The 23554-nt window shown below is 67.0% G+C and carries 19 protein-coding genes and 4 pseudogenes; 13 read left to right on the forward strand and 10 right to left on the reverse strand.

Annotation, left to right across the window (positions count from 1 at the left end; all coding sequences use genetic code 11):
- Positions 1 to 279 precede the first annotated feature (279 nt).
- Together ACWY4P_RS02565 and ACWY4P_RS02570 are read right to left on the reverse strand one after the other, a co-directional pair.
- Entirely contained in the window at positions 280 to 1776 is a 1497-nt protein-coding gene (locus ACWY4P_RS02565; RefSeq protein WP_456208443.1) for a sodium:solute symporter family protein, read from the reverse strand.
- Entirely contained in the window at positions 1773 to 1973 is a 201-nt protein-coding gene (locus ACWY4P_RS02570; RefSeq protein WP_319686227.1) for a DUF3311 domain-containing protein, read from the reverse strand. The genes ACWY4P_RS02565 and ACWY4P_RS02570 overlap by 4 nt, the downstream gene beginning before the upstream one ends.
- Positions 1974 to 2475: 502 nt before the next feature.
- On the opposite strand from ACWY4P_RS02570, the gene ACWY4P_RS02575 reads away from it, so the two are divergent.
- The 6 genes and pseudogenes from ACWY4P_RS02575 to ACWY4P_RS02600 all read left to right on the forward strand — a co-directional run.
- Positions 2476 to 3861: a malic enzyme-like NAD(P)-binding protein gene (locus ACWY4P_RS02575; protein ID WP_456208444.1), complete on the forward strand. Its 1386-nt coding sequence runs from the start codon at positions 2476 to 2478 to the stop codon at positions 3859 to 3861.
- A 121-nt stretch (positions 3862 to 3982) separates the two neighbouring features.
- The gene (locus ACWY4P_RS02580) at positions 3983 to 4372 is read left to right on the forward strand and encodes an allophanate hydrolase-related protein (RefSeq protein ID WP_456208445.1); all 390 of its coding nucleotides are present in this window, start codon (positions 3983 to 3985) and stop codon (positions 4370 to 4372) included.
- Positions 4372 to 5202, forward strand: coding sequence for a hydroxypyruvate isomerase family protein (locus ACWY4P_RS02585; protein WP_456208446.1), 831 nt, complete (start codon positions 4372 to 4374; stop codon positions 5200 to 5202). The genes ACWY4P_RS02580 and ACWY4P_RS02585 overlap by 1 nt, the downstream gene beginning before the upstream one ends.
- Positions 5203 to 5269: 67 nt before the next feature.
- Positions 5270 to 6166 (forward strand): 2-hydroxy-3-oxopropionate reductase, encoded by an 897-nt coding sequence (locus tag ACWY4P_RS02590; protein ID WP_456208447.1) that lies wholly within the window; start codon positions 5270 to 5272, stop codon positions 6164 to 6166.
- Between the two features lie 41 nt (positions 6167 to 6207).
- Positions 6208 to 7986, forward strand: a complete 1779-nt coding sequence (gcl, locus tag ACWY4P_RS02595; RefSeq protein WP_456208448.1) for a glyoxylate carboligase — start codon at positions 6208 to 6210, stop codon at positions 7984 to 7986.
- A 145-nt stretch (positions 7987 to 8131) separates the two neighbouring features.
- Positions 8132 to 8419: pseudogene (locus ACWY4P_RS02600) on the forward strand (allantoicase); the annotation flags it as partial.
- 206 nt (positions 8420 to 8625) lie between these two features.
- Here ACWY4P_RS02600 and ACWY4P_RS02605 read toward each other — a convergent pair.
- Positions 8626 to 9643 (reverse strand): annotated as a pseudogene (locus tag ACWY4P_RS02605) (helix-turn-helix domain-containing protein).
- Between the two features lie 244 nt (positions 9644 to 9887).
- Between ACWY4P_RS02605 and ACWY4P_RS02610 the strand changes: the two are divergent.
- From ACWY4P_RS02610 to ACWY4P_RS02620, 3 genes are all read left to right on the forward strand, one after another.
- Positions 9888 to 11591, forward strand: a complete 1704-nt coding sequence (locus tag ACWY4P_RS02610) for an IS1182 family transposase (protein ID WP_456212786.1) — start codon at positions 9888 to 9890, stop codon at positions 11589 to 11591.
- Positions 11592 to 11921: 330 nt separating this feature from the next.
- A complete protein-coding gene (trxB, locus tag ACWY4P_RS02615) occupies positions 11922 to 12863 on the forward strand; it encodes a thioredoxin-disulfide reductase (RefSeq protein ID WP_456212787.1) in 942 nt (313 codons plus the stop codon).
- Between the two features lie 350 nt (positions 12864 to 13213).
- Positions 13214 to 13921 (forward strand): hypothetical protein, encoded by a 708-nt coding sequence (locus tag ACWY4P_RS02620; RefSeq protein ID WP_456208449.1) that lies wholly within the window; start codon positions 13214 to 13216, stop codon positions 13919 to 13921.
- Between the two features lie 86 nt (positions 13922 to 14007).
- Here ACWY4P_RS02620 and ACWY4P_RS02625 read toward each other — a convergent pair whose 3' ends face one another.
- Both ACWY4P_RS02625 and wrbA read right to left on the reverse strand, forming a co-directional pair.
- A complete protein-coding gene (locus ACWY4P_RS02625; protein WP_456208450.1) occupies positions 14008 to 14949 on the reverse strand; it encodes a DUF5996 family protein in 942 nt (313 codons plus the stop codon).
- Positions 14950 to 15018: 69 nt separating this feature from the next.
- The gene (gene wrbA / locus ACWY4P_RS02630; protein ID WP_456208451.1) at positions 15019 to 15621 is read right to left on the reverse strand and encodes an NAD(P)H:quinone oxidoreductase; all 603 of its coding nucleotides are present in this window, start codon (positions 15619 to 15621) and stop codon (positions 15019 to 15021) included.
- A gap of 180 nt (positions 15622 to 15801) precedes the next feature.
- Here wrbA and ACWY4P_RS02635 point away from each other — a divergent pair, with 180 nt between their 5' ends.
- From ACWY4P_RS02635 to ACWY4P_RS02650, 4 genes are all read left to right on the forward strand, one after another.
- A complete protein-coding gene (locus ACWY4P_RS02635; protein ID WP_456208452.1) occupies positions 15802 to 15996 on the forward strand; it encodes a hypothetical protein in 195 nt (64 codons plus the stop codon).
- A gap of 35 nt (positions 15997 to 16031) precedes the next feature.
- Positions 16032 to 16802 (forward strand): pirin family protein, encoded by a 771-nt coding sequence (locus ACWY4P_RS02640; protein WP_456208453.1) that lies wholly within the window; start codon positions 16032 to 16034, stop codon positions 16800 to 16802.
- Between the two features lie 255 nt (positions 16803 to 17057).
- On the forward strand, positions 17058 to 17237 hold the full coding sequence (locus tag ACWY4P_RS02645) for a hypothetical protein (RefSeq protein WP_456208454.1): 180 nt from the start codon (positions 17058 to 17060) through the stop codon (positions 17235 to 17237).
- 136 nt (positions 17238 to 17373) lie between these two features.
- A complete protein-coding gene (locus tag ACWY4P_RS02650) occupies positions 17374 to 17904 on the forward strand; it encodes an IS3 family transposase (protein WP_456208455.1) in 531 nt (176 codons plus the stop codon).
- Here the strand turns inward: ACWY4P_RS02650 and ACWY4P_RS02655 are convergent.
- The 5 genes and pseudogenes from ACWY4P_RS02655 to ACWY4P_RS02675 all read right to left on the reverse strand — a co-directional run.
- Positions 17863 to 18378: pseudogene (locus ACWY4P_RS02655) on the reverse strand (IS30 family transposase); the annotation flags it as partial. The gene ACWY4P_RS02650 and the pseudogene ACWY4P_RS02655 sit on opposite strands and share 42 nt — an antisense overlap.
- 73 nt (positions 18379 to 18451) lie before the next feature.
- Entirely contained in the window at positions 18452 to 20305 is a 1854-nt protein-coding gene (gene ltrA / locus ACWY4P_RS02660; protein ID WP_456208456.1) for a group II intron reverse transcriptase/maturase, read from the reverse strand.
- A 629-nt stretch (positions 20306 to 20934) separates the two neighbouring features.
- Positions 20935 to 21279: pseudogene (locus ACWY4P_RS02665) on the reverse strand (transposase); the annotation flags it as partial.
- Between the two features lie 166 nt (positions 21280 to 21445).
- A complete protein-coding gene (locus tag ACWY4P_RS02670; RefSeq protein WP_456208457.1) occupies positions 21446 to 22636 on the reverse strand; it encodes an L-talarate/galactarate dehydratase in 1191 nt (396 codons plus the stop codon).
- Between the two features lie 90 nt (positions 22637 to 22726).
- Positions 22727 to 23551, reverse strand: a complete 825-nt coding sequence (locus tag ACWY4P_RS02675; RefSeq protein WP_456208458.1) for a fumarylacetoacetate hydrolase family protein — start codon at positions 23549 to 23551, stop codon at positions 22727 to 22729.
- Between the last annotated feature and the right edge of the window lie 3 nt (positions 23552 to 23554).

The raw sequence follows: 23554 nt of genomic DNA on the forward strand, positions 1-23554 counted from the left end.
GCCGGCATCGTCTCCGTCGCCTTGGACATGGTGAACCCAAGCGTCGGGGGTGTCCTCCGGCACCTGGAGGAAGAAGAATGTGGTTCTTCGGGGCTGTTGTGTGTCGGGATGAGGCCTGTCCTCGACGGCGATCTGCTGGACCACGGAGGCTGTCAGCAGGCCGGTTTCCTCCGCGACCTCTCGCAGGACCGGCGTGTGCCCCGACACGGTTCTGCGGGGGCTGGAGCGGCTCGGGCCGGGACCGCCCGTAAGAGGTCCCGGCCCGAGGGGCGGGTGATGTCAGCCGGTGCCGGCCGTGGCTTCGGATTCGGGCCGTAGGGGGACGGCGGTGGCCGGGCTCGCGGTGCGGGTGGCGGCGGAGACGGCCGCCGTCGCCACGATGTTGAGGGCGAGGGCGATGATGCCTACGTTGAGGTCCTTCACCGCCTGCGGGAGCCCCGGCAGCAGGCTGCCCACCGTGACGCCGGAGAGGGTGACGACGGCGACCGTGGTGACGCCGACGACGATGCCCGCGGCTGCTCCCTGCTTGGTGACGATCTGCCGTGGTGCGAGGCTCGCCAGCAGAGCGGGGAACAGCTGGGTGACCAGTGCGTAGCCCATGAGCAGCAGCGAGACGATCGAGCTGCCGCCGTTGAAGGTGAAGTAGAGGGAGATCAGGGCGAGGGCCGGCACGAGCAGCTGCGCGAAGCGTGCGATGTGCTTGTCGCTGGTGTGCGGCCGGGCGAGGCGGTAGACGTTCTTCGCCAGGCAGGTCGCGGAGGTCATGAGCAGCAGGGACCCGGGGACCAGCGCGGTGAGCAGTCCGGCGCCGCCGACGATACCGACGAACCACGAGGGGAACGTGGCGGTGGTGATGCGCAGCAGGGACAGGTCCGCGTCGGCGCCCTTGAGGCCGGGCACGACCAGGATGGCGGTGAAGCCGACGAAGAAGACGAAGAGCAGGATGAGCTGGTAGAGCGGCATGAAGATGGCATTGCGGCGGAAGACGCGTTCGTTCTGGGCGCTGTAGGCGGCGCTGAAGGTGTGCGGCCACATGTAGAAGCCCACCGCCGAAAGCAGCACGGTGGATGCGAACCACGAGGTGCTCATGCCGCTGGAGGGCAGGGTGAGGGCGTGGGGGTGGGCGCGGTCCACTGCCTGGAACATCTCCCCGATGCCGCCGTAGTAGTGCATCGGCAGGTAGATGCCCAGGATGAGGACGACCGCGAGGATGGCGACGTCTTTGAGCACCGAGGTCCAGGCCGAGCCGTGGATGCCCGAGATCGTCACATAGAGGGTCAGCGCCACCGTGCCGATCACAATGGCCCAGTGGGAGGGGATACGGCCGTCGGAGGAGACGGACACGATGATCCCCAGCCCCTTCAGCTGCAGGACGAGGTAGGGCACCATCGCGACGACTCCGACGAGGGCCACCAGCGCACCGAGCAGCGGGCTGTCGAATTTGGCGACGAAGAAGTCGGACTGCGAGATCAGCCGGTGCTGTTTGGCGTAGCGCCACACGGCCGGCAGCAGCCAGTACGACAGGACGTAGGCCAGCGAGGCGTAACAGAGGATGTAGTAGGCGGGTGCGCCCTTGCCGTAGGCCCATCCCGAGGCGCCCAGGAAGGTGAAGGTCGTGTAGATCTCGCCGGCCAGCAGCAGGAAGACGAAGACCGTCCCGAAGCCGCGGCCGCCCACCGACCACTGTTCGAGATCCATGTCCCTGCCACGGCGAGCGCGCAGCCCCAGGCCCATGGCCGCGAGGAGGAAGACGAAGATGATGGCGAGGGCGATCATGAGTTCTGCTCCTCCCGGTTCGCCGGGTCCAGACGGTAGATGACGGCCATGGTCGCCGAGATCAGCACGACCCACATGACCAGCCAGAAGAGGATGAACGGCATACCGAGGACGTAGGGCGTCACCCGGTTCGCAAAGAAGATCCCCCCGAGGATCCCGAGGAACGGGATCGCGCCGAGCAGATGGATGGGTTTCACGTCGAGAACCTCCTGGACCGGGCCGTACACCGCTGATGGGGCGAGGCCGTCTGGGGTAGCGGCACGTCTCGCGCGGTGCCGTCGGGACGCCACACATGACGAGGAGAGGCGGCGCCTCGCGGCATCGCCGACCGCTGACCGGGCCTCGCCAACAGGTGAGACGGGGCAAGTTTTTTCATCATGCGGAAACAATTTTTCGATTGGCAGATGTATAGGTCCACCGCGGGGGCCTGTCAAGGCTTCTCACGCCTCTGACGCGCTCTTCCCCCCGGACCCTGTCACCGCACCGACGAGCCCGCCACCACGCCGACGAGCCCGCCACCACGCCGACGAGCCCGCCACCGAAGCGCGGGGCACAAGACGACGCACCCCATGGAGACCGGCAGACGAGGACACCGAGGCAGCCGAGGGGGGTTGTTATTCCGCAATGCAGAAAATAATATCCGCATAGCAGAAGCTCCGGCTCCCTGCCGGGCCCTTCCCGCCCTTGTGAGGTCAGCGCATGTCCACACCCAGCCCCGGATACGCCGTCACCCTCCGTGTGGAGGCTCCCGCGGTGGCCACCTCCACCTCCCGGCTGGCCAGCGCGGTGAGCGAGGCCGCAGGCGCGCTCACCGCCCTGGACGTCGTCGAGACGAGCGCCGACCGCATCGTCGTGACCCTCACCTGCGACGCCATCGACGGCGCGCACGCCGAAGCCATCACCGAAGCGGTCACGGCACTGGAGGGCGTGTGTGTGCGCGAGGTGAGCGACCGCACGTTCCTCATGCATCTCGGCGGCAAGCTGGAGGTCACTCCGCGGGTCGAACTGCGCCACCGCGACGACCTCTCCCGCGCCTACACGCCGGGAGTGGCGCGGGTCTGCCAGGCCATCGCCGACAGACCCGAGGAAGCCCGGCGCCTCACGGTCAAACGCAACACCGTGGCCGTGGTGACCGACGGATCGGCCGTCCTCGGGCTGGGCAACCTCGGGCCCGCGGCCGCTCTGCCCGTCATGGAGGGCAAGGCGGCCCTGTTCAAGCGGTTCGCCGACGTGGACGCCTGGCCGGTGTGTCTGGACACCCAGGACACCGACGAGATCGTACGGACGGTCGAGCTCCTCGCCCCGGTCTACGGCGGCATCAATCTCGAGGACATCTCCGCACCACGCTGCTTCGAGATCGAACGACGGCTGCGGGACCGGCTCGCCATCCCGGTGTTCCATGACGACCAGCACGGCACCGCGGTCGTCGTCCTGGCCGCTCTCACCAATGCCCTGCGCGTCGTGGGGAAGAAGCTCGCCGATGTCACGATCGTCGTCAGCGGGGTGGGAGCCGCGGGATCCGCCATCATCCGGCTGCTGACCGCCGAGGGAGCGGGCGACATCATCGCCTGCGACCGCGGCGGAGCCGTCCATCCCGGACGGTCCGGGCTCGACGAGAATCGCGTCTGGATCGCGGAGCACACCAACCGCCGGAACCGCTCCGGCACCCTGTCCGAAGCCCTTAAGGACGCGGACGTCTTCATCGGCGTGTCCGCTCCGAACATTCTGACCAGCGCCGACATCGCCCACATGACACCGAACGCGGTCGTCTTCGCGTTGTCCAACCCCGACCCGGAGATCGATCCCGTCCAGGCGCGGCGCCACGCGGCCGTCGTCGCCACCGGCCGCAGCGACTTCCCCAACCAGATCAACAACGTCCTGGCCTTCCCCGGAATCTTCCGTGGACTCCTCGACGCGGGCGCCCGTGAGATCACCGACGGCATGCTCATCGCGGCAGCGCGCGCCATCGCCGACACGGTGGCGGCCGACGAGCTGAGCCCGGGTTTCATCGTCCCCAGCGTCTTCGACCCCGCCGTCGCGCCCGCCGTCGCCGCCGCGGTCCGAGGCGCCGGCACCCCAGGCTGACCCCCGGCTGACCAGGCTGACGGGGTCCGGGACGGCCGGAGGTTATGGCCGGCCGTGGCACCGCCCCGGCGCCACCACCACGTTCACCCGTCATCGCACACCCCCTTTCCAAGGAGATCCCATGGCACACATGTTCCTCAACGGCCAGGCGATGGAGGGCGGCCCCTTCCATCACCACTTGCGCGGAGCCCCGCTCGTGGCGCGGACCCGTACCGCCCCCGGGTACCGGTTCTTCGCGATCCGGGACACCTGCCCCGGGCTGCTGCCCGACCCCGGCGTCGACACCGCGGTGGACGGAGAGGTCTACGACGTCCCCGATGAGGTGCTGCGCGACGAGCTGCTGCCCACCGAGCCGCCGGAGCTGGAGTTCGGAATCATCCGGCTCCAGGACGGTTCGTCGTCGTTCTCGATGATCCTTCGCCGTGGCGAGCTGGAGAAGGGCGTCCACAAGGAGATCACCGCCTTCGGCGGCTGGCGTCCGTACCTGAAGAGCCTCGGCCGGGAGAACTGATGAAGCACCGACTTCCCTACACGGTCAATGTGTCGATCCTGTTCACCGAGCTGCCGGTACTGGAGCGTCCGGCCGCCGCGAAAGCCGCCGGGTTCGACGCGGTCGAGTTCTGGTGGCCCTACGCGACGGCCGTGCCGACGGATGCGGAGGTCGACGCCTTCGTCCGGGCGGTGCGTGACGCCGGTGTCCGGCTGACAGGGCTGAACCTCTTCGCCGGGGACATGCCCGGGGGCGACCGTGGCCTGGTGTCCTGGCCGGCCCGGGCAGCGGAGTTCCGCGACAACATCGACGTCACCGTGGCGATCGGTGAGCAACTGGGATGCCGGTCGTTCAACGCCCTGTACGGCAACCGGATCGACGGCGTGGCCCCGGCGGTCCAGGACGACCTGGCGGTGGAGAATCTGGCGCTGGCGGCCAAGGCCGCGGAGCGCGTCGGCGGCACGGTCCTGCTGGAGCCGGTCAGCGGCGCACCCGCGTACCCGCTGCGCACCGCCGCGGACGCGCTCGCCGTCATCGACCGGATGGCGGCCGAGTCCGGCAGCCGCAACTTCCGTCTCCTGGCCGACCTCTACCACCTCGCAGTCAACGGCGACGACGTGGCCGGTGTCATCGCCGCCCACGCCGACCGCATCGGACACGTACAGATAGCGGACGCGCCCGGACGGGGAGCGCCCGGTACGGGACGGCTGGACCTCGACGGGCTGCTGGTGGACCTCCAGACCGTGGGCTACGCGGGCTGGGTGGGCCTGGAGTACAAGCCCGCGGGCCCGAGCGCGAACAGCTTCGACTGGCTCCCGCGCGAACGGCGCGGCAGCGACCGCCACGCCTGACCGGGCTCGAGACGACCCCGACCGGACAGACGCCCCCGACCACACGCACGACACGAAGGAACCTACGATGAGTGCCACTTCCCGGAAGATCGCCTTCATCGGCCTGGGCATCATGGGCGGGCCGATGGCCGCCAACCTGGTGCGGGCCGGACATACCGTCACCGGCTACAACCGCAGCCGCACGGCGGTCGACACCCTGGTCGCAGCCGGTGGCCGGGGCGCCGACAGCGTCGCCGAGGCGGTGTGCGACGCCGAGGTCGTGATCACCATGGTCCCGGCCGATCAGCAGGTGAAGGAGGTCGTCCTCGGTGAGGGCGGCGTCCTGGAACACGCGACACCGGGCACCTTGCTGATCGACATGAGCAGCATCACCCCGCAGACCTCGCTGGAGGTGGACGCCGCCGCGCGGGACAAGGGCCTGCGTACGCTCGACGCCCCGGTGTCCGGCGGCGAGGCGGGCGCCATCGAGGGCGTGCTGTCCATCATGGTCGGCGGCGATCCGGAGGACTTCGCCGACGCCGGGCCGGTGTTCGAGGCGCTGGGCACCACCGTCGTGCATGTGGGCCCGCACGGGGCCGGGCAGACGGTCAAGGCCGCCAACCAGCTGATGGTCGCCATCCACCTCCAGGCGCTGGCCGAGGCCGTGGTCTTCCTGGAGAACGCCGGAGTGGACCTCAAGGCGGCGCTGGAGGTCCTCGGCGGCGGCCTGGCCGGCTCCACCGTCCTGGCCCGCAAGCGGGAGGCGGTGCTCGGCCGCGATTTCAGGCCCGGCTTCCGTATCGACCTGCACCACAAGGACATGGGCATCGTCACCGACGCCGCCCGCGCGGTGGGGGCGCCCCTGCCCGTGGGCGCCGTGGTCGCCCAGCTGGTCGCCTCGGCCCGCGCCTGCGGCGACGGCGGGCTGGACCACTCCGCGCTGCTGCGCGGGGTCGAGCGCCTGGCCGGCCGCGACACCCACTGAACCCACGCCCCTTCGACGTACCGACCGACAGGAGCATCCTCATGGCTCGTATGACCGCGGCCCAGGCGGCGGTGGAGATCCTCAAGCGTGAGGGCACCACCCATGTCTTCGGCCTGCCCGGCGCGGCGATCAATCCCTTCTACTCCGCGATGCGCACGAACGGTGGCCTGACTCATGTCCTCGCCCGGCATGTGGAGGGTGCCTCGCACATGGCCGAGGGCTACACCCGCGCCAGGGCCGGGAACATCGGGGTCTGCGTGGGCACCAGCGGCCCCGCGGGCACCGACATGATCACCGGCCTGTACTCGGCGAGCGCCGATTCGATCCCGATCCTGTGCATCACCGGCCAAGCGCCGGTGGCCAAGCTGCACAAGGAGGACTTCCAGGCCGTCGACATCGCCTCGATCGCCGCACCGCTGACCAAGATGGCGATGACCGTCCTCGAACCCGCCCAGGTGCCCGGCGCGTTCCAACAGGCCTTCCACCTCATGCGCTCGGGCCGGCCCGGGCCGGTACTGATCGATCTGCCCATCGACGTCCAGATGGCCGAGATCGAGTTCGACCCGGAGACGTACGAGCCGCTGCCGGTGTACAAGCCGTCGGCCACCAGAGCACAGATCGACAAGGCCATCGAACTGCTCCAGGCCGCCGAACGGCCGCTGATCGTCGCCGGAGGCGGGGTCATCAACGCCGACGCGAGCGAGCTGCTGATGGAGTTCGCCCAGCTGACCGGGGTGCCGGTGGTGCCCACGCTCATGGGCTGGGGCACCATCCCCGACGACCACCCCCTCATGGCGGGCATGGTCGGTCTCCAGACCTCCCACCGCTACGCCAACGCCACCCTTCTGGAGTCCGACTTCGTCCTCGGCGTCGGCAACCGCTGGGCCAACCGCCACACCGGCGGCCTCGACACGTACACCCGGGGCCGCACCTTCGTCCACGTCGACATCGAACCAACCCAGATAGGCCGGGTCTTCGCCCCGCACCTGGGCATCGTCTCCGACGCCAAGCCCGCACTGGAACTGTTCGTCCAGGCGGCGAGGGAACTGAGGGCCGCCGGAGTCCTCAGGGACCGCGGCGACTGGGCCGACAGCTGCCGGCAGCGCAAGGGCACCATGCTCCGCAGGACCCACTTCGACCAGGTGCCGGTCAAGCCGCAGCGGGTCTACGAGGAGATGAACAAGGCGTTCGGGCGCGACACACGCTACGTGTCCACGATCGGGCTCTCCCAGATCCAGGCCGCGCAGATGCTCCATGTCTACCGTCCCCGGCACTGGATCAACGCCGGCCAGGCCGGACCGCTGGGCTGGACCGTGCCCGCCGCCCTGGGTGTCGCGACGGCCGAGCCGGACGCCACCGTCGTCGCCCTCTCCGGCGACTACGACTTCCAGTTCATGATCGAGGAACTCGCCGTCGGCGCCCAGTTCCAGATTCCCTACCTCCATGTGGTGGTCAACAACGCCTACCTCGGCCTGATCCGCCAGGCTCAGCGCGGCTTCGACATGGACTACTGCGTCCAGCTGTCCTTCGACAACGTCAACGCTCCCGAGCTGGGCGGCTACGGCGTCGACCACGTCAAGGTCGCCGAAGGGCTGGGCTGCAAGGCCATCCGCGTCTTCGAGCCCGACCGCATCGCGTCCGCTCTGGAAGAGGCCAAAAAGCTCATGGCCGAGCACCGGGTGCCGGTGGTCGTCGAGGTCATCCTCGAACGCGTCACCAACGTCTCGATGGGCACCGAGCTGGACAACGTCACCGAGTTCGAGGAACTGGCCACCAGCCCCGGCCACGCCCCCACGGCACTCCGCGTGGCCCTCGGGTGACCCTCGTGTGACCTCTTCGGGAGCAGGCCCCTCTCCCTCCCCCTCCCCTCCCCCCAACATCCCTCCCGGCGGCGTGCGTGCTCCGTGGCCGCGCCAACGCCGCCGGGAGGCCTCAGCCCATGGTTCCGTCATCCGAGGAGAGAGCATGAGCGACTTCACCCAGCTTCCCGACCTCGCCGCCCGCGCCCTTGGCGGCGGTGTCGTCGCGGCCAACGACGAGTTCTTCGCCGAAAAGGAAAATCTGCTGCGCCCCACGGCACCCGTCTTTCAGCCCCACACCTTCGGGCACAAGGGCCAGATCATGGACGGCTGGGAAACCCGGCGCCGCCGGCCCGAGTACGAGGAGGGCGACCACGACTGGGCCATCGTCCGCCTCGGCGCCCCCGGGGTGATCCGCGGTGTCGTCGTCGACACGGCCCATTTCACCGGCAACGCAGCGCGGCTCCGACATGCCCAGACGCACACCGGCCGCCGCTGCGCGGCGCACCAGGAAGCTTGCGTCACCAGCGAGGACACGGGCCACAAGCATGGCGGTGAGGACGTCTCCTGCGTTTTGAAGATTCACTGACGTTGGGGTTTCCTCCGTTGCGGTGGTCGGCGCCCCTACGCTGCCCTTGCCGAGAATGTCATCCGTGCAGGTCATGCAGCATGTTGGTACTCGTGGAGGATCCCGCCGAGTCGATCGCGTCGTCGTATGTCGAGACGGCTGATCTGCTCAGGATCGCCGATCGGCGTGGGTAAGGCGTGCAGCGGTCTGGCGTTCGCGATGCCCTGGTGTGGCCGGTGTGCGTTGTAGAACTCCTCGAACTCGCGCAGGATGTGGAGCAAGTGCCGGTGGTTCCAGATCAGGGCCTCGGCATCTGAATGCCGCTGAGCACGACCTCGATCCCCGCATCCGTCAGGATGGCATCGAACAGGTCGGAGAACCGTCCGTCCCTGTCCCTGATCATGTAACGCGCTCGGTAGCCCGCGTCCTCAAGATCCATGACGAGGTTCTTCGCGGCCTGCGCCACCCATGAAGAGGTTGGGTGCGCGGTGGCACCCAGGACCCGGATCCGTCAGCTGGCGTGCTCGATGACGGCAAGCACGTACATCCGAGCCCCGGACAGGGTGACCGTTTCGAAGAAGTCGCAGGCCAGCAGAGCGTCGGCCTGGGAGCGCAGGAAGTCCGCCCAGGTACTGGATCGATACCGGCCTCTTGCATCTCCCAGACGGTGGAAGCGGCCACCTTCACGCCCAGAACGAGCAGTTCGCCGTGCAGGCGGCGATATCCCCAGCCGGGGTTCTCCCGCGCCAGACGCAACACCAGAGCCCGCACGGAGTGCACGGTCCGCGGCCGTCCCGAGCGCCTGGGCCGGGAGGCGGCAGCATGGCGGCGTGCGAGAAGGTCGCGGTGCCAGCGCAGCACCGTGTCCGGACGCACCAATAGCCGCACTCTGCGGAGCACGTCCATGGGGAGTCGGTGCAGCAGCGCTGCCAGAAATGCCCGGTCGCTCGGGGTGAACCTCACCCGCTCCTTGCCGAGTTGGCGTTCCAGCACCATGGTCTGCTGGCGCAAGGCGAGTATCTCGACAGCTTTGTCTCGATCGCCCATCGGTAGCAGGCGCAGCATGGCGAACGCATTCGTCACGCCCAAGTAGGCCAGTCGCAGCAGCACGGTCGATCATCTTGCCGCGGTGAGCGCCAGCCTCGCGAGAGCCCTGTTCGAACGACTTCGCCGGTCGACCTCCCGTACACCGTTGGCACCGCCTCCCACCAGGGCGGATGATATTTTTGGCAAGCGCACGATCCTGTTGCCCATTTGCTGTTTGTGCTGGTCGGGGTGTTGATCGTTGCGGCAGGCTGGTCTGGTGGCCGGTCCTTCTCGTTCCCGGTCATGGAGCGGGAGGGCGTCTGTGTCGATGGAGCCGCGGTCGTGGCCGGAGCCGGCGCCGGAGGTGGAGCGGGCGGTGCGGGCAAAGTACCGGGGACGTCAGGTGCCGCTGCCGGTCGTGGTGCGTGATCGGCTCGGTGAGTTGTTCGCGGATGCCGAGTTCGCGGAAGCGTTCGCGGTTACGGGGCCGCGTGGCTGGTCACCGGGCCGCTTGGCATTGGTCACGGTGCTGCAGATGGCCGAGAACCTGACCGACCGGCAGGCTGCCGAGGCGGCGCGGGACAAACTCTCGTGGTCCTACGCGCTCGGACTGGGCCTGGAGGATCCCGGCTTCGACTTCAGTGTCCTCTCCCAGTTCCGTACCCGGGTTGCCGCCCATGGCCTGGAAGAGAAGGTACTGGACTTGCTGGTGGCCAGGCTGGTCGAACAAGGCCTGCTGGCCGCAGGAGGCAAGCAGCGCACGGACTCCACCCACGTGATCGCGGCGGTGCGCGACCTGAACCGGCTGGAACTGGCCGGGGAAGCGGTTCGCGCCGCACTTGAAACGCTGACCTGCGCGGATCCGGACTGGGTCGCACAGAGCGTGGACGTGACCTCATGGAGCAGGCGGTACGGACCACGGGTGGACAGCTGGCGCCTGCCCACCTCCCGGACCAAGCAGCAGAAACTGGCCGTGGACTTCGCCCGGGACGGCTTCGCCCTGCTGGGCGCGGTCTACCACTCCAGCTCTCCGGACTGGCTACGCGAACTGCCCACGGTGCAGGTCCTGCGGTGCGTGCTGCTGCAGAACTACACCCGCACCACCACCCGAGGCAGCCGCCAGGTCGTCAAGCGGCGGGAAAAGACCGATGAAGGCGGTGACGGCCGCCCGCCCGGCCACCTACGTCTGACCTCGCCTTATGACACCGATGCTCGCTGGTCCGCCAAACGCGACATGTTCTGGAACGGCTACAAACTCCACATCAGCGAAACCTGCACCTCCGCCCCCGAGAAGGCACGCACACACCCGAACCTGATCACGAACATCGCCACCACCCACTCCACAGTGCCGGACAGCAAGACTCTCCCCGCAGTCCACCACGCGCTCCAGCAACGCGGGCTGCTGCCCGATGAGCACTATCTCGACTCCGGATACGCCACCGCCGAACTCATCCACGGCTCGATCAAGACCTACGGCATCGCACTGATCACGCCGGTCCTGCTGGACACCTCCCGCCAGGCCAAAGCCCAGGCAGGCTTCGCCGCCACCGACTTCACCATCGACTGGGAAGCCAAGAAGGCCACCTGCCCCGCCGGACATACCAGCGCCACCTGGAACCCCGTCGTAAGCGAAGGTATCCCCAAGACCGTGGTCAGCTTCGCCGCCCTCGACTGCATCCCCTGCCCCTTCAAACCCCAGTGCACCACCGCGAAGAAGAACCGTCGCCAGCTCTCCCTCCACCCCAGACAGATGACCGAGGCACTCCGGCACACCCGAACCCGGCAGAAGACCAAGGACTGGAACACCGACTACGCCTTACGCGCCGGCATCGAGGGCACCATCCGGCAGGCCACCGCTGTCACCGGCACACGCCGCGCTCGCTACCGCGGCCTGGCCAAGACCCATCTCGAACACATCTACTCCGCCGTCGCACTCAACCTGATCCGCCTGAACGCCTGGTGGAACGACCGCCCCCTGGACCGCACCCGCACCAGCCACCTCACCCGACTCGAGCACACCCTCACCGCATAACCACAATGGGCAACAGGATCGCGCACGTTGGCACAGAACACCGCGGTCGGCCGGTCGCCGAGGAGGTGTCGCTGATCCCGGTGGCAGGAGATGCACGCGGTCGCCCGAGCATGCATGGTAGAAAGCAGTGCGGTGCTGTCATATGGCAGCGGGTAGCGCCTTTTCAGTGGCGAGACAGGTCAGGCGCAGGGCTGCTACCGCCGGATGAGCGACCATTGCTTCGGATGCCAGCAGACCGGATTCTCGCTTCCTCTCGAGCTGCGCTAGGCGGTCGACGTGAACGATACCGTCCGAGACGTAATCATCATCGGCTCCGGTCCTGCAGGCTGCATGGCGGCGGTGTACGCAGCCCGTGCGGATTTGCGCCCTCTCGTGTTCGAGGGAGGAATATCCGCTGGGGGAGCACTGATGAACACCACCGATGTGGAGAACTTTCCCGGCTTCCCTGAGGGTGTCATGGGTCCGGATCTGATGGAGAGAATGCGGGCACAGGCCGAACGCTTCGGTGCCGAACTGGTCACCGACGACATTGTCGAAGCGCGTGTGGAAGCTGATCCCAAGGAGGTCATCGACAGCGCGGGGACGACCTATCGTGCCCGTGCGATCATCCTCGCCACCGGATCCCGCTACCGGGAGCTCGGAGTGGAGAACGAGAAGCGGTTGTCTGGCCGGGGCGTGAGCTGGTGCGCCACCTGCGACGGATTCTTCTTCCGGGAACAGGACATCGTGGTGGTCGGCGGTGGCGACTCCGCCTTGGAGGAAGCGACTTTCCTCACGAAGTTCGCCTGCTCGGTTACCGTCGTGCACCGCCGTGACAGACTCCGGGCCTCAAAGATCATGCAAGAAAGGGCCCGACGCAGCGAGAAGATTCGGTTCCTGTGGAACCGCGAGGTGGTCGACATCCTTGGCGAGGACAGGGTGACTGGCGTCCGTCTGCGGGACGTGACCACGGGTGATGAGACGGACCTGCCAGTCACCGGTGTCTTTGTCGCTATCGGGCACGATCCGCGAATCGACCTGGTCAAGGGCGTCATCGCTCTCAGCCACACCGGTTACATCGCTGTGGACGACCGGTCCACGCGCACCAACCTGGATGGTGTGTTTGCGTGCGGCGACGTGGTCGACCACGAGTACATGCAAGCGGTGACCGCCGCTGGTTCAGGCTGCGCCGCGGCACTGGACGCCGAGCGCTACCTGGCGGCGCTGGCCGACTGCACCAGTACGGAGGAAGCCCGCCTGGAGGCACAGACGGTCGCCGAGCTCGCGTACTGAACCGCCCTGGGTTCGGTAGAGATTTCAGTTTGTGGTTGTGACCTGGGGCTTCGTGGATTCCATGTAGTGATTGGCTTCGTACCGGACTCCGTCATTGAGAGCCCCCTCCCGGGATCGACTCGACAAGAACGTCCGGAAGCCGGCTGCGTGCAGTGACTTCCCGCCCGCTCTCATGACTGTGATCCATGATCCACCGCTGTTCCCTGAGGTGCGCAACAAAGCGCTGCTGTTGGCATGCGTTGGAGACTATATGCACGACGGCTCGTGTCACCCCGTAGACGTGCTACCGGAGTGAATTAGACTCCGTGAGCACTGTGATTGGGTCGCGGGTCGGAGGAGGCTGGTCAGCTATGAGTGAATCTAGCGCTGACCGGCCGACGCGGCCTGGCGAGCGGGAGCGGTTGCGTCTTACATCCGCTGGTGGGGCAGCGTCAGCATGGATCACGGTACTGACGACCGAGCATTACAATTTGCAGACCCAGCGTGCGGGCACTATCGGCGAGGCCAATGGACGGGCCAACATTTTCCTCGGTGCCGTATCGGCGGCCCTCATTTCTCTCGGCTTCTACGGCCATAACGGGCGGAGTGAGGGGACTACTGTCTTTCAGGTGTTGGTGCTGTCGTCGCTGGCATTTCTCGGCGTAGTGACCTTTCTGCGATGTCTGGAAGTCTCGATCGACGACTGGCTGCTCTGTAAACGCATCAGCAGGCTGCGGGAAATCTACGCGCAACTTGTCCCCGAGTTGACCGATCCACTCGCCAGCATTTCTGGAGCTGAGCAGGCGGTTGTCATGCTCGCCCCTAGGCGGCGACCGTTTCAGCGGATGCTCAGTGTCGCAGGAAGCATCGGTGTCATCACCGGTATCGTCATCGGCGCCGATACCGGCGTTCTGGTCTATGGACTGCACGCGCCTTTTGCCACTGCCATTCCCGCTGGTGCAGCGGCCGGGCTGGCCGCGATTTACGCCAGCGTGTCGTTTCAGGCAGCTCGCTGGAAAGGTGTCGCTTCCGCCACCCACACGGATAGCGCCGATAACGGCGACCCCAGGCACCCTTAGTCCGATTTGACGCGATATTCCCATGTGTGACCGCGGGTGCACGCTGGTCCATGAAGTCCACGAAGCTTTTGGGGGCCTTTATCGCATCACTTGCCTGGCTGGAGTACGGGATCGGTGATGCCGCCGGGGCAGGCGTCGCGAGCCGTGTCCCAGTCGGCAAGCTCGGCGCCTGCTTGAAAAGCGCTGTTCAGGAAGGCAAGCACCGTCGCTCGTGGTGACGGCGTCGTCCGAGCCGCCTCGTAATCCAAGACCGCGAGGTGGCTGCCGTCACGTTCCACCCACCGGGCGGAGGCGGGCTCGAGCGGTTGTTCGGCGATACCCTTGGGCTCGGGCGCGGTGTAGGCATAGAACGCCGGTTGCGGGTAGGTGGGGTCTCCGAACCAGAAGCCGACGCTGACCACCTCCCGAGAGTAGGACTCCCGGGTGACCGGGTCGGCTGCGGCGGGCGGGGTCACGATACGGCCGGAGAAACGCGTGACGGCGATGTCGAAAGTGTGCCAGAAATGATGGACCGGGCTGGTCTTGCCCGACCACTGCGCAGCGTACTCCTCCAGGACCAGGTTGACTTGGGAAAGGATGCGCCAGTACCGGTTCACCTGTGCCGGTTCGTAGACACGATGTTCTTCGTCCTCGACGAACGGGCGACCGGCATCCGGCAGGTCGAAGGGGTGCGGCCGGTCGATATCCACCTCGATGCCCAGCCCGTCCAGGGTCCGGCGCAGCCGGCGATACATAGCGGCCACGGACAGGCCGGGCAAGCAGAAAGAGGCCCGCGAGCCGTCACCGACGGTGACTTCCAGGCGGTGCGCGGTGAAGTCGAAATCGATACAGAAGAAGTTGCCGTTGTCGTCCAGGCCCATGGGGCGGGTGGTGATGCCGGAGCCCGTCAGGTGGTAGGGCACATTCCACCAGTGGTTGCGGCGCTGCGACCCGGCCAAGCGCACTTTGCCGACGACTTGCAGGAATCGGTGCAGCGTGTCTTTGGTGTCACGCCACTCGTCATACGGCAACGACGGAAAGAGCTCCATGCGCCCTCCTGGAGTGCACGGGGACGGTACCGGGATGTTTACCGGCAAAGAAGGCGGCCCGTGTCGGGTTCAGCCGGCGAGTCGGGTGGCGATGTCTGCCAGGTGCTGGCCTTGGTAGTGCGCAGCGTCCAGGGTCCCCTGGGCCGGCGCCTCTCCCCCTCCACTGAGCCAGCTGGTGCCGTAGGGGTTGCCGCCAGCGGCGAAGAGCAGTGGATCGGTGTAGCCGGGCGGGACAATGATGCAGCCCCAGTGGTAGAAGACGTTGTTCAGGGACAGGAGGGTCGACTCCTGGCCACCGTGCCGATTCATCGCAGAGGTGAAGCTGGTCACCGGCTTGTTGTGGAACACCCCGGCCTGCCACTGGACGCCGGTCTGGTCGATGAACTGTTTGAGCTGCGCGGAGACGTTTCCGTACCGGGTCGGTGTCCCGAAGGCATAGGCAGTGGCCCACTCCAGGTCGTCGAGCGTCGCTTCGGGGACCGAGTACTTCGTGGCGTCGACATGCGCCCGCCACACGGGGTTGGCTTCGATCGAAGCGTCAGGAGCCAGTTCCGCCACCCGGCGGAGTCTGACGTCCGCTCCGCGGCTTTCAGCCCCCTCCGCCAGGGACTGCGCCAGCGCGTGCACGTTTCCTGTGGCGCTGTAGTAGATCACTGCGACACGCACGCTCATACCCGGCTCCTTCGATTGCTGACTCGTGCGTTGTATGAGCAGTGTTGCGCGGATCGCGGTCCCGCGCATGCCGGGGTGCAGTAGCGTCTCGGCACGCTTCTCTCCTGGTCACGAGTGGCGGGCCCGCGACTGCTCACCTAGCGTGGACGGGCGGGGTGTCGGAGCTGCCCGGAGGTAGAAGTGGACGATCTCCGCTACAAGATGATCATGGCGTTGAGCGCGGCGGACCTGGGCAGCCCCATATGTGAGCAGGTCGCCGCGATCTGCGCCGAGGTCGCGGACCAGCACTGCGCACAACTTCACATCGACGCGCACTCTTCTCGTTCCTCGCTGCCGGAGATCGTGGTCCCGGCCGGGGTGCAAGAACACGCATGACCCGTTTCTGCCTGGAGCCGACGAGGGGACTGACTATGGCATCGGCCCTTGTGCCGACCGTGGACGTACGCCGGGCTACGGAGCGATTCCACACCGAACTGTCCTGGCTCGACTCCAGGCACAGTTTCTCCTTCTCGCACCACTTCGATCCGTCCAACACCCACCACGGACTGCTGCTGGTGAGCAACGAAGACGTCGTCACCGCGGGAGCCGGCTTCGAGACCCACCCCCACCAGGACATGGAGATCGTGACATGGGCCCTCGGGGGCTCCCTGGTACACCAGGACTCTACTGGCCACACCGGGCTCATCTATCCGGGCCTTGCCCAGCGAATGAGCGCAGGCACCGGCATTCTGCACTCCGAGAAGAACGATTCCTGGCGTCTGGCAGGGGACAGCGCCCACACCGACCCGGTGCACTTTATCCAGATGTGGGTCGTTCCCGATGAGGCGGGCATCACGCCCGGCTACGAGCAGTTGGAGATCAGCGATGCGCTGCTGCGCGGCGACCTGGTCACCGTCGCCTCCGGCATGCCGGCCCACGCCGACACATCCGCCATCCGCATTCGCAACCGCTACGCCGCTCTGCACGCTGCCCGCCTGGGTCCGGACAGTTCGATCACCCTGCCCGACGCACCCTTCCTCCACCTGTTCGTGGCCCGCGGCAGCGTCAGACTCGAGGACACCGGGCGTCTCCAACAAGGGGACGCAGTGCGCTTCACCAACACTGGCGGCCAACAGATCATCGCCGCAGAGTCGGCGGAACTTCTGGTCTGGGAGATGCATGCCACCGTCAAGGGCTGGTGAAGCAGCAACCGGCACAAATTACCCCGCCATCCAACTCCTCGGAATCCCGCAACAGCCCGGGTGGCGGAGACCGACAGTCGCCCCCCGTCACGGCGATGCACAGCCGCGACCGGGAACGGTGAGCACCGTCCCTCAGCGCTTGCAGGACGTGTCAGTCAGTGACTTTGTGTAAGTCCGGTTCAACGCCATCTTCCAGTGTGCCGCGACATGGATGACGTCACTGGCCTTCACTGGAGCGACGGGTGGGGTTGGTACTTGAGTGTGAAGCAGCACGAGATCGATGCGGGCCAGCGTCCGGGGACGACGACGGAGGAGTCCGCCCAGCTCAAGGCGTTGAAGAAGGAGAACGCCGAACTCAAGCGGGCCAACGAGATCCTGAAGTCCGCGGCGAGTTTCTTCGCGGCCGAGCTCGACCGGCCACACACGCGCTCGTAGCGTTCATCGACGAGCACCGGGACCGCTTCGGCGGCGTCGAGCCGATCTGCAGAACCCTCACCCAGCACGGCTGCAAGATCGCCCCTTCCACGTACTACGCCCACAAGAACACCTTGAAACTCCGTCCGCCCGTTCCGTGCGCGATGAGGAACTCAAAGAGCGGATCCAGGAGGTCTACACGTCCAACTACCGCGTCTACGGAGCCCGGAAGATCTGGCGCGAGCTGAACCGGCAGAGGCATGCCGTGGCCCGCTGCACCGTCGAGCGCCTCATGCGCGAACTCGGCATCACCGGCGCCGTCCGCGGCAAGAAGGTGATCACGACGATCACCAACCCGGCCGCCGAGCGAGCCCCGGACCTTCTTGACCGCGACTTCGTCGCCAAGGCCCCGAACCGCTGCTGGGTTGCCGACTTCACGCACGTCACCGCCTGGAGCGGGGTCATCTACGTCGCCTTCGTCGTGGACACCTTCTCCCGGCGCATGGTCGGCTGGTCCGCCTCCACCTCCAAGGAGACCCAACTCGTCCTGGACGCACTGGAGATGACGCTGTGGCAGCGCGACCGAGAGGGCCGCCCGCACACTCCCGGGCAGCTGATCCACCACTCCGATGCCGGCAGCTTGGGTTCAAGGGGTCGTTGCAACACTGCTTCTCTGCAGCGAGAGTAGATGATCGTTGAATGCTTCGGCGGGAGTTCGCCAGCCGAGTGTCTTGCGAGGGCGGGTGTTGAGAGCGGCGGCGACCGCATCGAGGTCGCTGCGGCTGTGCCGGGCCAGGTCGGTGCCCTTGGGGAAATACTGCCGCAGCAAGCCGTTGGTGTTTTCGTTGGAACCGCGCTGCCAGGGACTGTGCGGGGCGGCGAAGTAGACCGACAGGCGGGTGTCGATGCGCAGTTGGGCGTGCTGCGCCATCTCCGCGCCCTGGTCCCAGGTCAGTGATTTGCGGAGCTGTTCGGGCAGCGTCGTGATGGTGGTGGCGACGGCGTCGCGTACGGCTTCGGCGCCGTGACCGGCCAGCGCCGGGCCGTTCTTGGCACGGGGCCCGCCGTGGCCGGGCATGGGCGGCAGGTGCAGCAGCATCGTGAACCGAGTGGTGCGCTCCACCAGGGTGCCGATCGCGGAGCTGTTCAGGCCGATGATGAGTCGGGTAGCGGGGACGTATTACTACGTCCCCGCCCCCTCAGAACCGTGCAAGCAGCTATTCGCCGCACACGGCTCAAGCAAGCCCCAGAGGCTCACCGGCAGGCAAAAGTGCTGGACTCGTCATAGCGGCGGCTTTATTCCGCCGCTGACAATGGGTGTGGAGGAGACGGAGTCGTTGACCGTCCGGTGCGCTCTCGTCCGGGAACGCGATGTATTGCTTGGAGATCGCTTTCCGGATGACGGCCCGCCACGTTTCCCATTCCTGCGGGCTTTGTGGCGGGTGGTCGGCATGCAGCAGGAGCCCTCCGCAGGTCGGGCAGCGGCCGTCTTGCGCCTGTAGGAGGCGCACGGTCATTGCGTCGACTGGCAGAGGAGTTCCCTTGCGGCGCCGCTGAGCCCAATACGATTCCAGGGCGGGGTCGTCCGGGGACGCCTTCCCCTTGACCAACTGGTGCCGGACTATCTTCGTCCAAGAGAACTTGAGCAGGTAGGCGCCGCTGTCGCGATCACCGAACACCCACCGGTCCTTCCTGGACCTGTTGAACCGGCCGAAGTACTTGTCAGATATCCAGTGCTTCGACTTGTTCGGGTGGCTGTGTTTGGCCCACTTGTAAGCGAGCTTCCACATGTGATTGTCCAGCGCCGTAAAGATCTCGCTGGACACCACCGTCCGGTAGTAGGCCGACCAACCCCGCACGATCGGGTTGATCTTCTTGAGCACCGCACCGGCGTTGGCCCCTCGCAGGGCCACCATTTCGGTGCTGAGCCGTTCCCGGATTCTCCGTTGAGCCGATGTGCTCGGCTTGATCAGCAGTTTGCCGTGATAGCGGCGGACATTGAACCCCAGGAAGTCGAATCCGCTCTCCGCATGGACGATGCGCGTCTTGTCCTCATGGAAAGCGAGTCCCCTGGGTGCGAGCCATGCAGTCAGCCGTTCCTTGACCTCTTCGGCCTGTTCACGGCTGGTGCACATCGCGACAAAATCGTCTGCGTACCGCACCAGCACGGGGCTGCCGCTCTGTGCACTCCCGGCGTCTCTGCCGGTTGTGTAATAGCGGACCCCTGCGGCTTCCTCCATTCCGTGCAGGGCCACGTTGAAAAGCAACGGGCTGATCACCCCACCCTGCGGAGTCCCCTCCTCGGTCGGGGCGAACCGACCTCGATCCACGACCCCAGCCTTCAACCACTGTCGGACCAGTCCCCGGGCGGGGAAGGCGCCGAGAGAGGCCATGAGCCGGGCATGGTCGATGCGGTCGAACGCCGCTGTCAGGTCCGCATCGAGTACCCACGCCCGCTGCGGGTTCTTCCCGTTGAGCGTGGAGTAGATGGCCCCGATCGCGTCGTGACAGCCGCGGCCGGGCCGAAAGCCGTACGACTTCGGCTCGAACCGCGCTTCCCACTCGGGCTCCAATGCTCCCAGTGTCACAGCTTGCAGGCACCGGTCAACAATCACGGGAATTCCGAGTCCGCGCTTATTCATGGTCCCCGGTTTGGGGATGAACACCCGCTTGACGGGCTTGGGAATCCACGGTCGGGCCCGATGCTGGACCCAGTTGGCCAATGCGGCCTTGGACTGGGAAACCAGCACGACTTTTCCGTCGACTCCCGCCGTCGCGCGTCCAGCGTTGATCTCCGTGACCCGTCGCACGCTCAGGAGCGTGTTCGAGCGGGACCGGAGCATCAGCTTCTGCAAATTGCGGCCCTTCTTCAGATCCCCTGCCTGCGATGCCGTGAAGATTCTCTGCCGCAGACGCCGTACGTCTTCTTCGACCCGCCGCCAGTCAATCGACGCCCAGTCCAAGTCTTCGCCCTCGGGTCCGTTCACCGGAGCGGATGCAGCCGGAAGGGCCGAAGCCGCCCCGTCCGCTATCAGCGTGGTGTCCAACTTGCCCCTCGGTTCCGTCGTCTTTATCCAGTAATTCTGCACAGGCTCACCCGGCCCACGTCAGCACCCTTTCGGGTCCGGGCAGCTTGCCCGTATCCGGACGGTTATGCGGGGCAACCGGCGGAGAGGCCGATCATGACGCCCCGGGTTCCCGTTTCCTTTCGGCTTCCGGCGTTGGCTTGTTGGGCCGTCCTGTTCCCGCTGGGGAGTTGAGCCTTCCTCGCGGTCGGCTGACCGAGCCAAAACGGCCCGGACCCAAACGGGGTTTCCACGTTCCACGCGAATGAGATACGACCGGGGTGGGTGCTCCCTTTACCCCGAGGCGGCGGTGTCCACCTGGCCGGAGTGACCTCTACCAGCCAGCGCCTGCCGCTTCTCAACGGCTAGCCATACACCCCACTCACGCATTCCATCGGCGGGGCTTGGGATCACGAGGCATCATCGGGAGTTCATATTCTTCACCCGTCCGGTCTTCCCCTTGCCGGTAACTCCCGGATGGAACGGAAGTCCTTGGGCTTTCCCCTGAGCTTCGCACCACGCCGTTACCGGCATCGCACGTCAAGGGCGGGGACGGGTCATACGGACACGGACCCGTGACTGCACCTACAGCTTCATCAGCCGCCTCTCCAATCGGTCAGTCCACTCAAATTCGTGCGGCATCGTGTCGCACGGTCGCCCTCCCAGTGGCCGGGCACCGCCCGGTCCGCAGCCTCGGCGGGCCGCTGGCTGATCATGACCTCCTCGGTGACGAACTTCTTCCCCCGGCCGCGGGTCCGGGCCCTCGGAACGCGCAGGGCTCGGCCAGTGCGCAGGCAGGCAGTCAGCTCCCGGCGCAGACCACCGCGTCCCTGGATGTAGAGGGCCTGGTAGATCGCCTCGTGTGAGATGCGCATTGCTTCATCATGGGGGAAGTCGACCGGGAGCCTGCGGGCGATCTGCTCCGGACTCCAGGAGGTTGCCCAGCGCCGGTCCTGCCGACGGCCGTGCCGACGCCCGATCCAGCGTGTCTCCGGGCCCTGGATCTCACCGCCGTCGGCAGCGGTGACCGCGCCGCCCACGTACGCGACCTCGTGGCAACGGCACACTGACCGGCGGCACACTGACCGACGGCGCCCTGGCCGCCACAGCTGACGGTGCCGGGCGGATCCCCGCCCGGCCCGGCAGGAGAGGAAACCCGGTCGCTCAGGCGCCGCTGCCGAACAGCGCCGACTCCGCGGTCCACGCGGCGGCTTGCTCGCTGAGGGAGAGGCCGAGTCCGCCGCGGTTCGGGATGATCATGCGGCCGTCCTTCAGTTCAAGGCGTTCGTTGAACATCGGCTCCAGCCATTCGAAGTGCTCCACCCACGCCGTGCCCGGGTAGGCCGCGGACAGGTGGACGTGGATCTCCATCACGAAGTGCGGGGCCAGGGCACGGCCTTTGTGGCCGGCGAGCGCCGCGATCTGCAGGAAGGGGGTGATGCCGCCCACCCGGGGCGCGTCGGGCTGCACGAAGTCGGACGATCCCGCCTCGATGAGCGCCGCGTGTTCGCCCACGCTGGTCAGCATCTCGCCGGTGGCGATGGGGGTGTCGAGCGTGGCCGCGAGGGCGGCGTGCCCCTCGGCGTCGTACGCGTCGAGCGGTTCCTCGATCCATGTGAGGTTGAGCTTCTCCAGAACCCGGCCGACCCGGGTCGCGGTGATCCGGTCCCACTGCTGGTTGGCGTCGACCATCAGCGGAATGCCGTCGCCGAGGTGCTCACGCACCGCCTCGACGCGCTGGAGATCGACCGACGGGTCCGGCGAGCCGACCTTGAGTTTGATGCCGCCGACGCCGCGGGCCCGGGCCCGGTCGACGTTCTCCAGCACCTCTTTGATCGGCATCGACAGATAGCCACCACTCGTGTTGTAGACGTCCACCGAGTCGCGGTGTGCGCCGAGCAGTTTGGCGAGCGGCAGCCCCGCCCTCCGCGCCTTGAGGTCCCACAGAGCGATGTCGAGGGCCGCGATGCCCTGGACGGCCACGCCGCTGCGTCCCATGGAGGCGCCGGCCCACACCAGCTTGCTCCACAGCCTGCCGGTGTCGCTCGGGTCCTCGCCGATCAGCTCGGGGGCGATCTCCTTGGCGTGGGCGTAGATGGCAGGTCCGCCGGCGCGCTTGGAGTAGCTGAAGCCCAGTCCCTCATGGCCGCCCTCGGTCCTGACCTCGGCGAAGAGAAAGGCGATCTCGGTGAGCGGCTTCTGGCGGCCGGTCAGTACTTTGGCGTCGCTGATGGGTGCGTGCAGGGGGAGGTAGACGAGGGAGAGGCGGACCGACTGGATACGGTCGGTGGTCGCCTGGCCCGGGGCTGACGCCCAGGGCTTGAAGACGACCGACTCACTGGGGGCGATGCTCACAGGGCGCTCCTTGGTACTCGAATCGCATGCCGCGTTGATGCTCGACACGCGAGCGATGGATGGATCGGCGGTGGAACGGTCCGGGGCGCCTCACTCCCCCGCTGCCCGCACCGGGTTGACGAGGCGGCCGATGCCCTCCACCTCCGACATCACCGTGTCCCCGGGGCGCAGGGCGCGCGGCGGGTCCATGAAGTCACCGCATCCGGAGGGTGTTCCGGTGAGGATCACGTCTCCGGGCCGGAGCGTGAAGAAGCGGCTGAGGTAGGCGATGAGCGAGCGGACCGAGAAGAGCATGTCGGCGGTGGTGCCATCCTGCACCTTCTCTCCGTTGACCCATGTCCGCACCGCGAGCCGCTGCGGATCCTTGATCTCGTCAGCCGTGACGACGGCGGGACCCAGTGGGCAGAAGGTGTCGAGTCCCTTGCCGCGTACCCACTGGCCGTCGTCGGCTTGGAGATCACGGGCCGATACGTCGTTGGCGACGGTGTAGCCGAACACGACGTCGAGCGCCTCGTCCTCGGGGATGTCGCGGGCCTCGGCCCCGATGACGACCGCGAGTTCCGTTTCCCAGTCGACGCGCCGGGTGACCGTGGCGTCGACGACGATGGCCTCGCCGGTGCCGATGGCGCTGGAGGAGAGTTTGGTGAAGAGATACGGCGCCTCGGGGCGCGGCCAGCCCATCTCGGCGATGGTGTCGCGGTAGTTGAGACCGATGCCGAAGATCGTGCCGGGGCGGTGGGGCAGTACGGGCACCACCTCGTCGGCGGTCAGCGATGCGCCGCCGGCTGGGATGGGCATGCCGGCGATGACGTCTTCCAGGCGGAGGTGTCCGGGGGCGAGGCGCCATGCGTCGCCGGGCCCTTCGGCGATGGCGAGCGTTCGACGGCCGTTGTGGACGATGGTACTCAGGCGCATGGG

The organism is Streptomyces sp. LZ34, assembly GCF_053890475.1.

Bases quoted from the DNA above. Each gene is read 5' to 3' on its own strand.
- wrbA (WP_456208451.1), bottom strand. From the start codon at position 15,621: ATGAGCGTGCGTGTCGCAGTGATCTACTACAGCGCCACAGGAAACGTG.
- ACWY4P_RS02675 (WP_456208458.1), bottom strand. From the start codon at position 23,551: ATGCGCCTGAGTACCATCGTCCACAACGGCCGTCGAACGCTCGCCATC.
- ACWY4P_RS02610 (WP_456212786.1), top strand. From the start codon at position 9,888: ATGGAGCCGCGGTCGTGGCCGGAGCCGGCGCCGGAGGTGGAGCGGGCG.
- ACWY4P_RS02565 (WP_456208443.1), bottom strand. From the start codon at position 1,776: ATGATCGCCCTCGCCATCATCTTCGTCTTCCTCCTCGCGGCCATGGGC.
- trxB (WP_456212787.1), top strand. From the start codon at position 11,922: ATGGCGGCGGTGTACGCAGCCCGTGCGGATTTGCGCCCTCTCGTGTTC.
- ACWY4P_RS02580 (WP_456208445.1), top strand. From the start codon at position 3,983: ATGGCACACATGTTCCTCAACGGCCAGGCGATGGAGGGCGGCCCCTTC.
- ACWY4P_RS02590 (WP_456208447.1), top strand. From the start codon at position 5,270: ATGAGTGCCACTTCCCGGAAGATCGCCTTCATCGGCCTGGGCATCATG.
- ACWY4P_RS02585 (WP_456208446.1), top strand. From the start codon at position 4,372: ATGAAGCACCGACTTCCCTACACGGTCAATGTGTCGATCCTGTTCACC.
- ACWY4P_RS02625 (WP_456208450.1), bottom strand. From the start codon at position 14,949: ATGGAGCTCTTTCCGTCGTTGCCGTATGACGAGTGGCGTGACACCAAA.
- ACWY4P_RS02575 (WP_456208444.1), top strand. From the start codon at position 2,476: ATGTCCACACCCAGCCCCGGATACGCCGTCACCCTCCGTGTGGAGGCT.
- ACWY4P_RS02620 (WP_456208449.1), top strand. From the start codon at position 13,214: ATGAGTGAATCTAGCGCTGACCGGCCGACGCGGCCTGGCGAGCGGGAG.
- gcl (WP_456208448.1), top strand. From the start codon at position 6,208: ATGGCTCGTATGACCGCGGCCCAGGCGGCGGTGGAGATCCTCAAGCGT.
- ACWY4P_RS02640 (WP_456208453.1), top strand. From the start codon at position 16,032: ATGGCATCGGCCCTTGTGCCGACCGTGGACGTACGCCGGGCTACGGAG.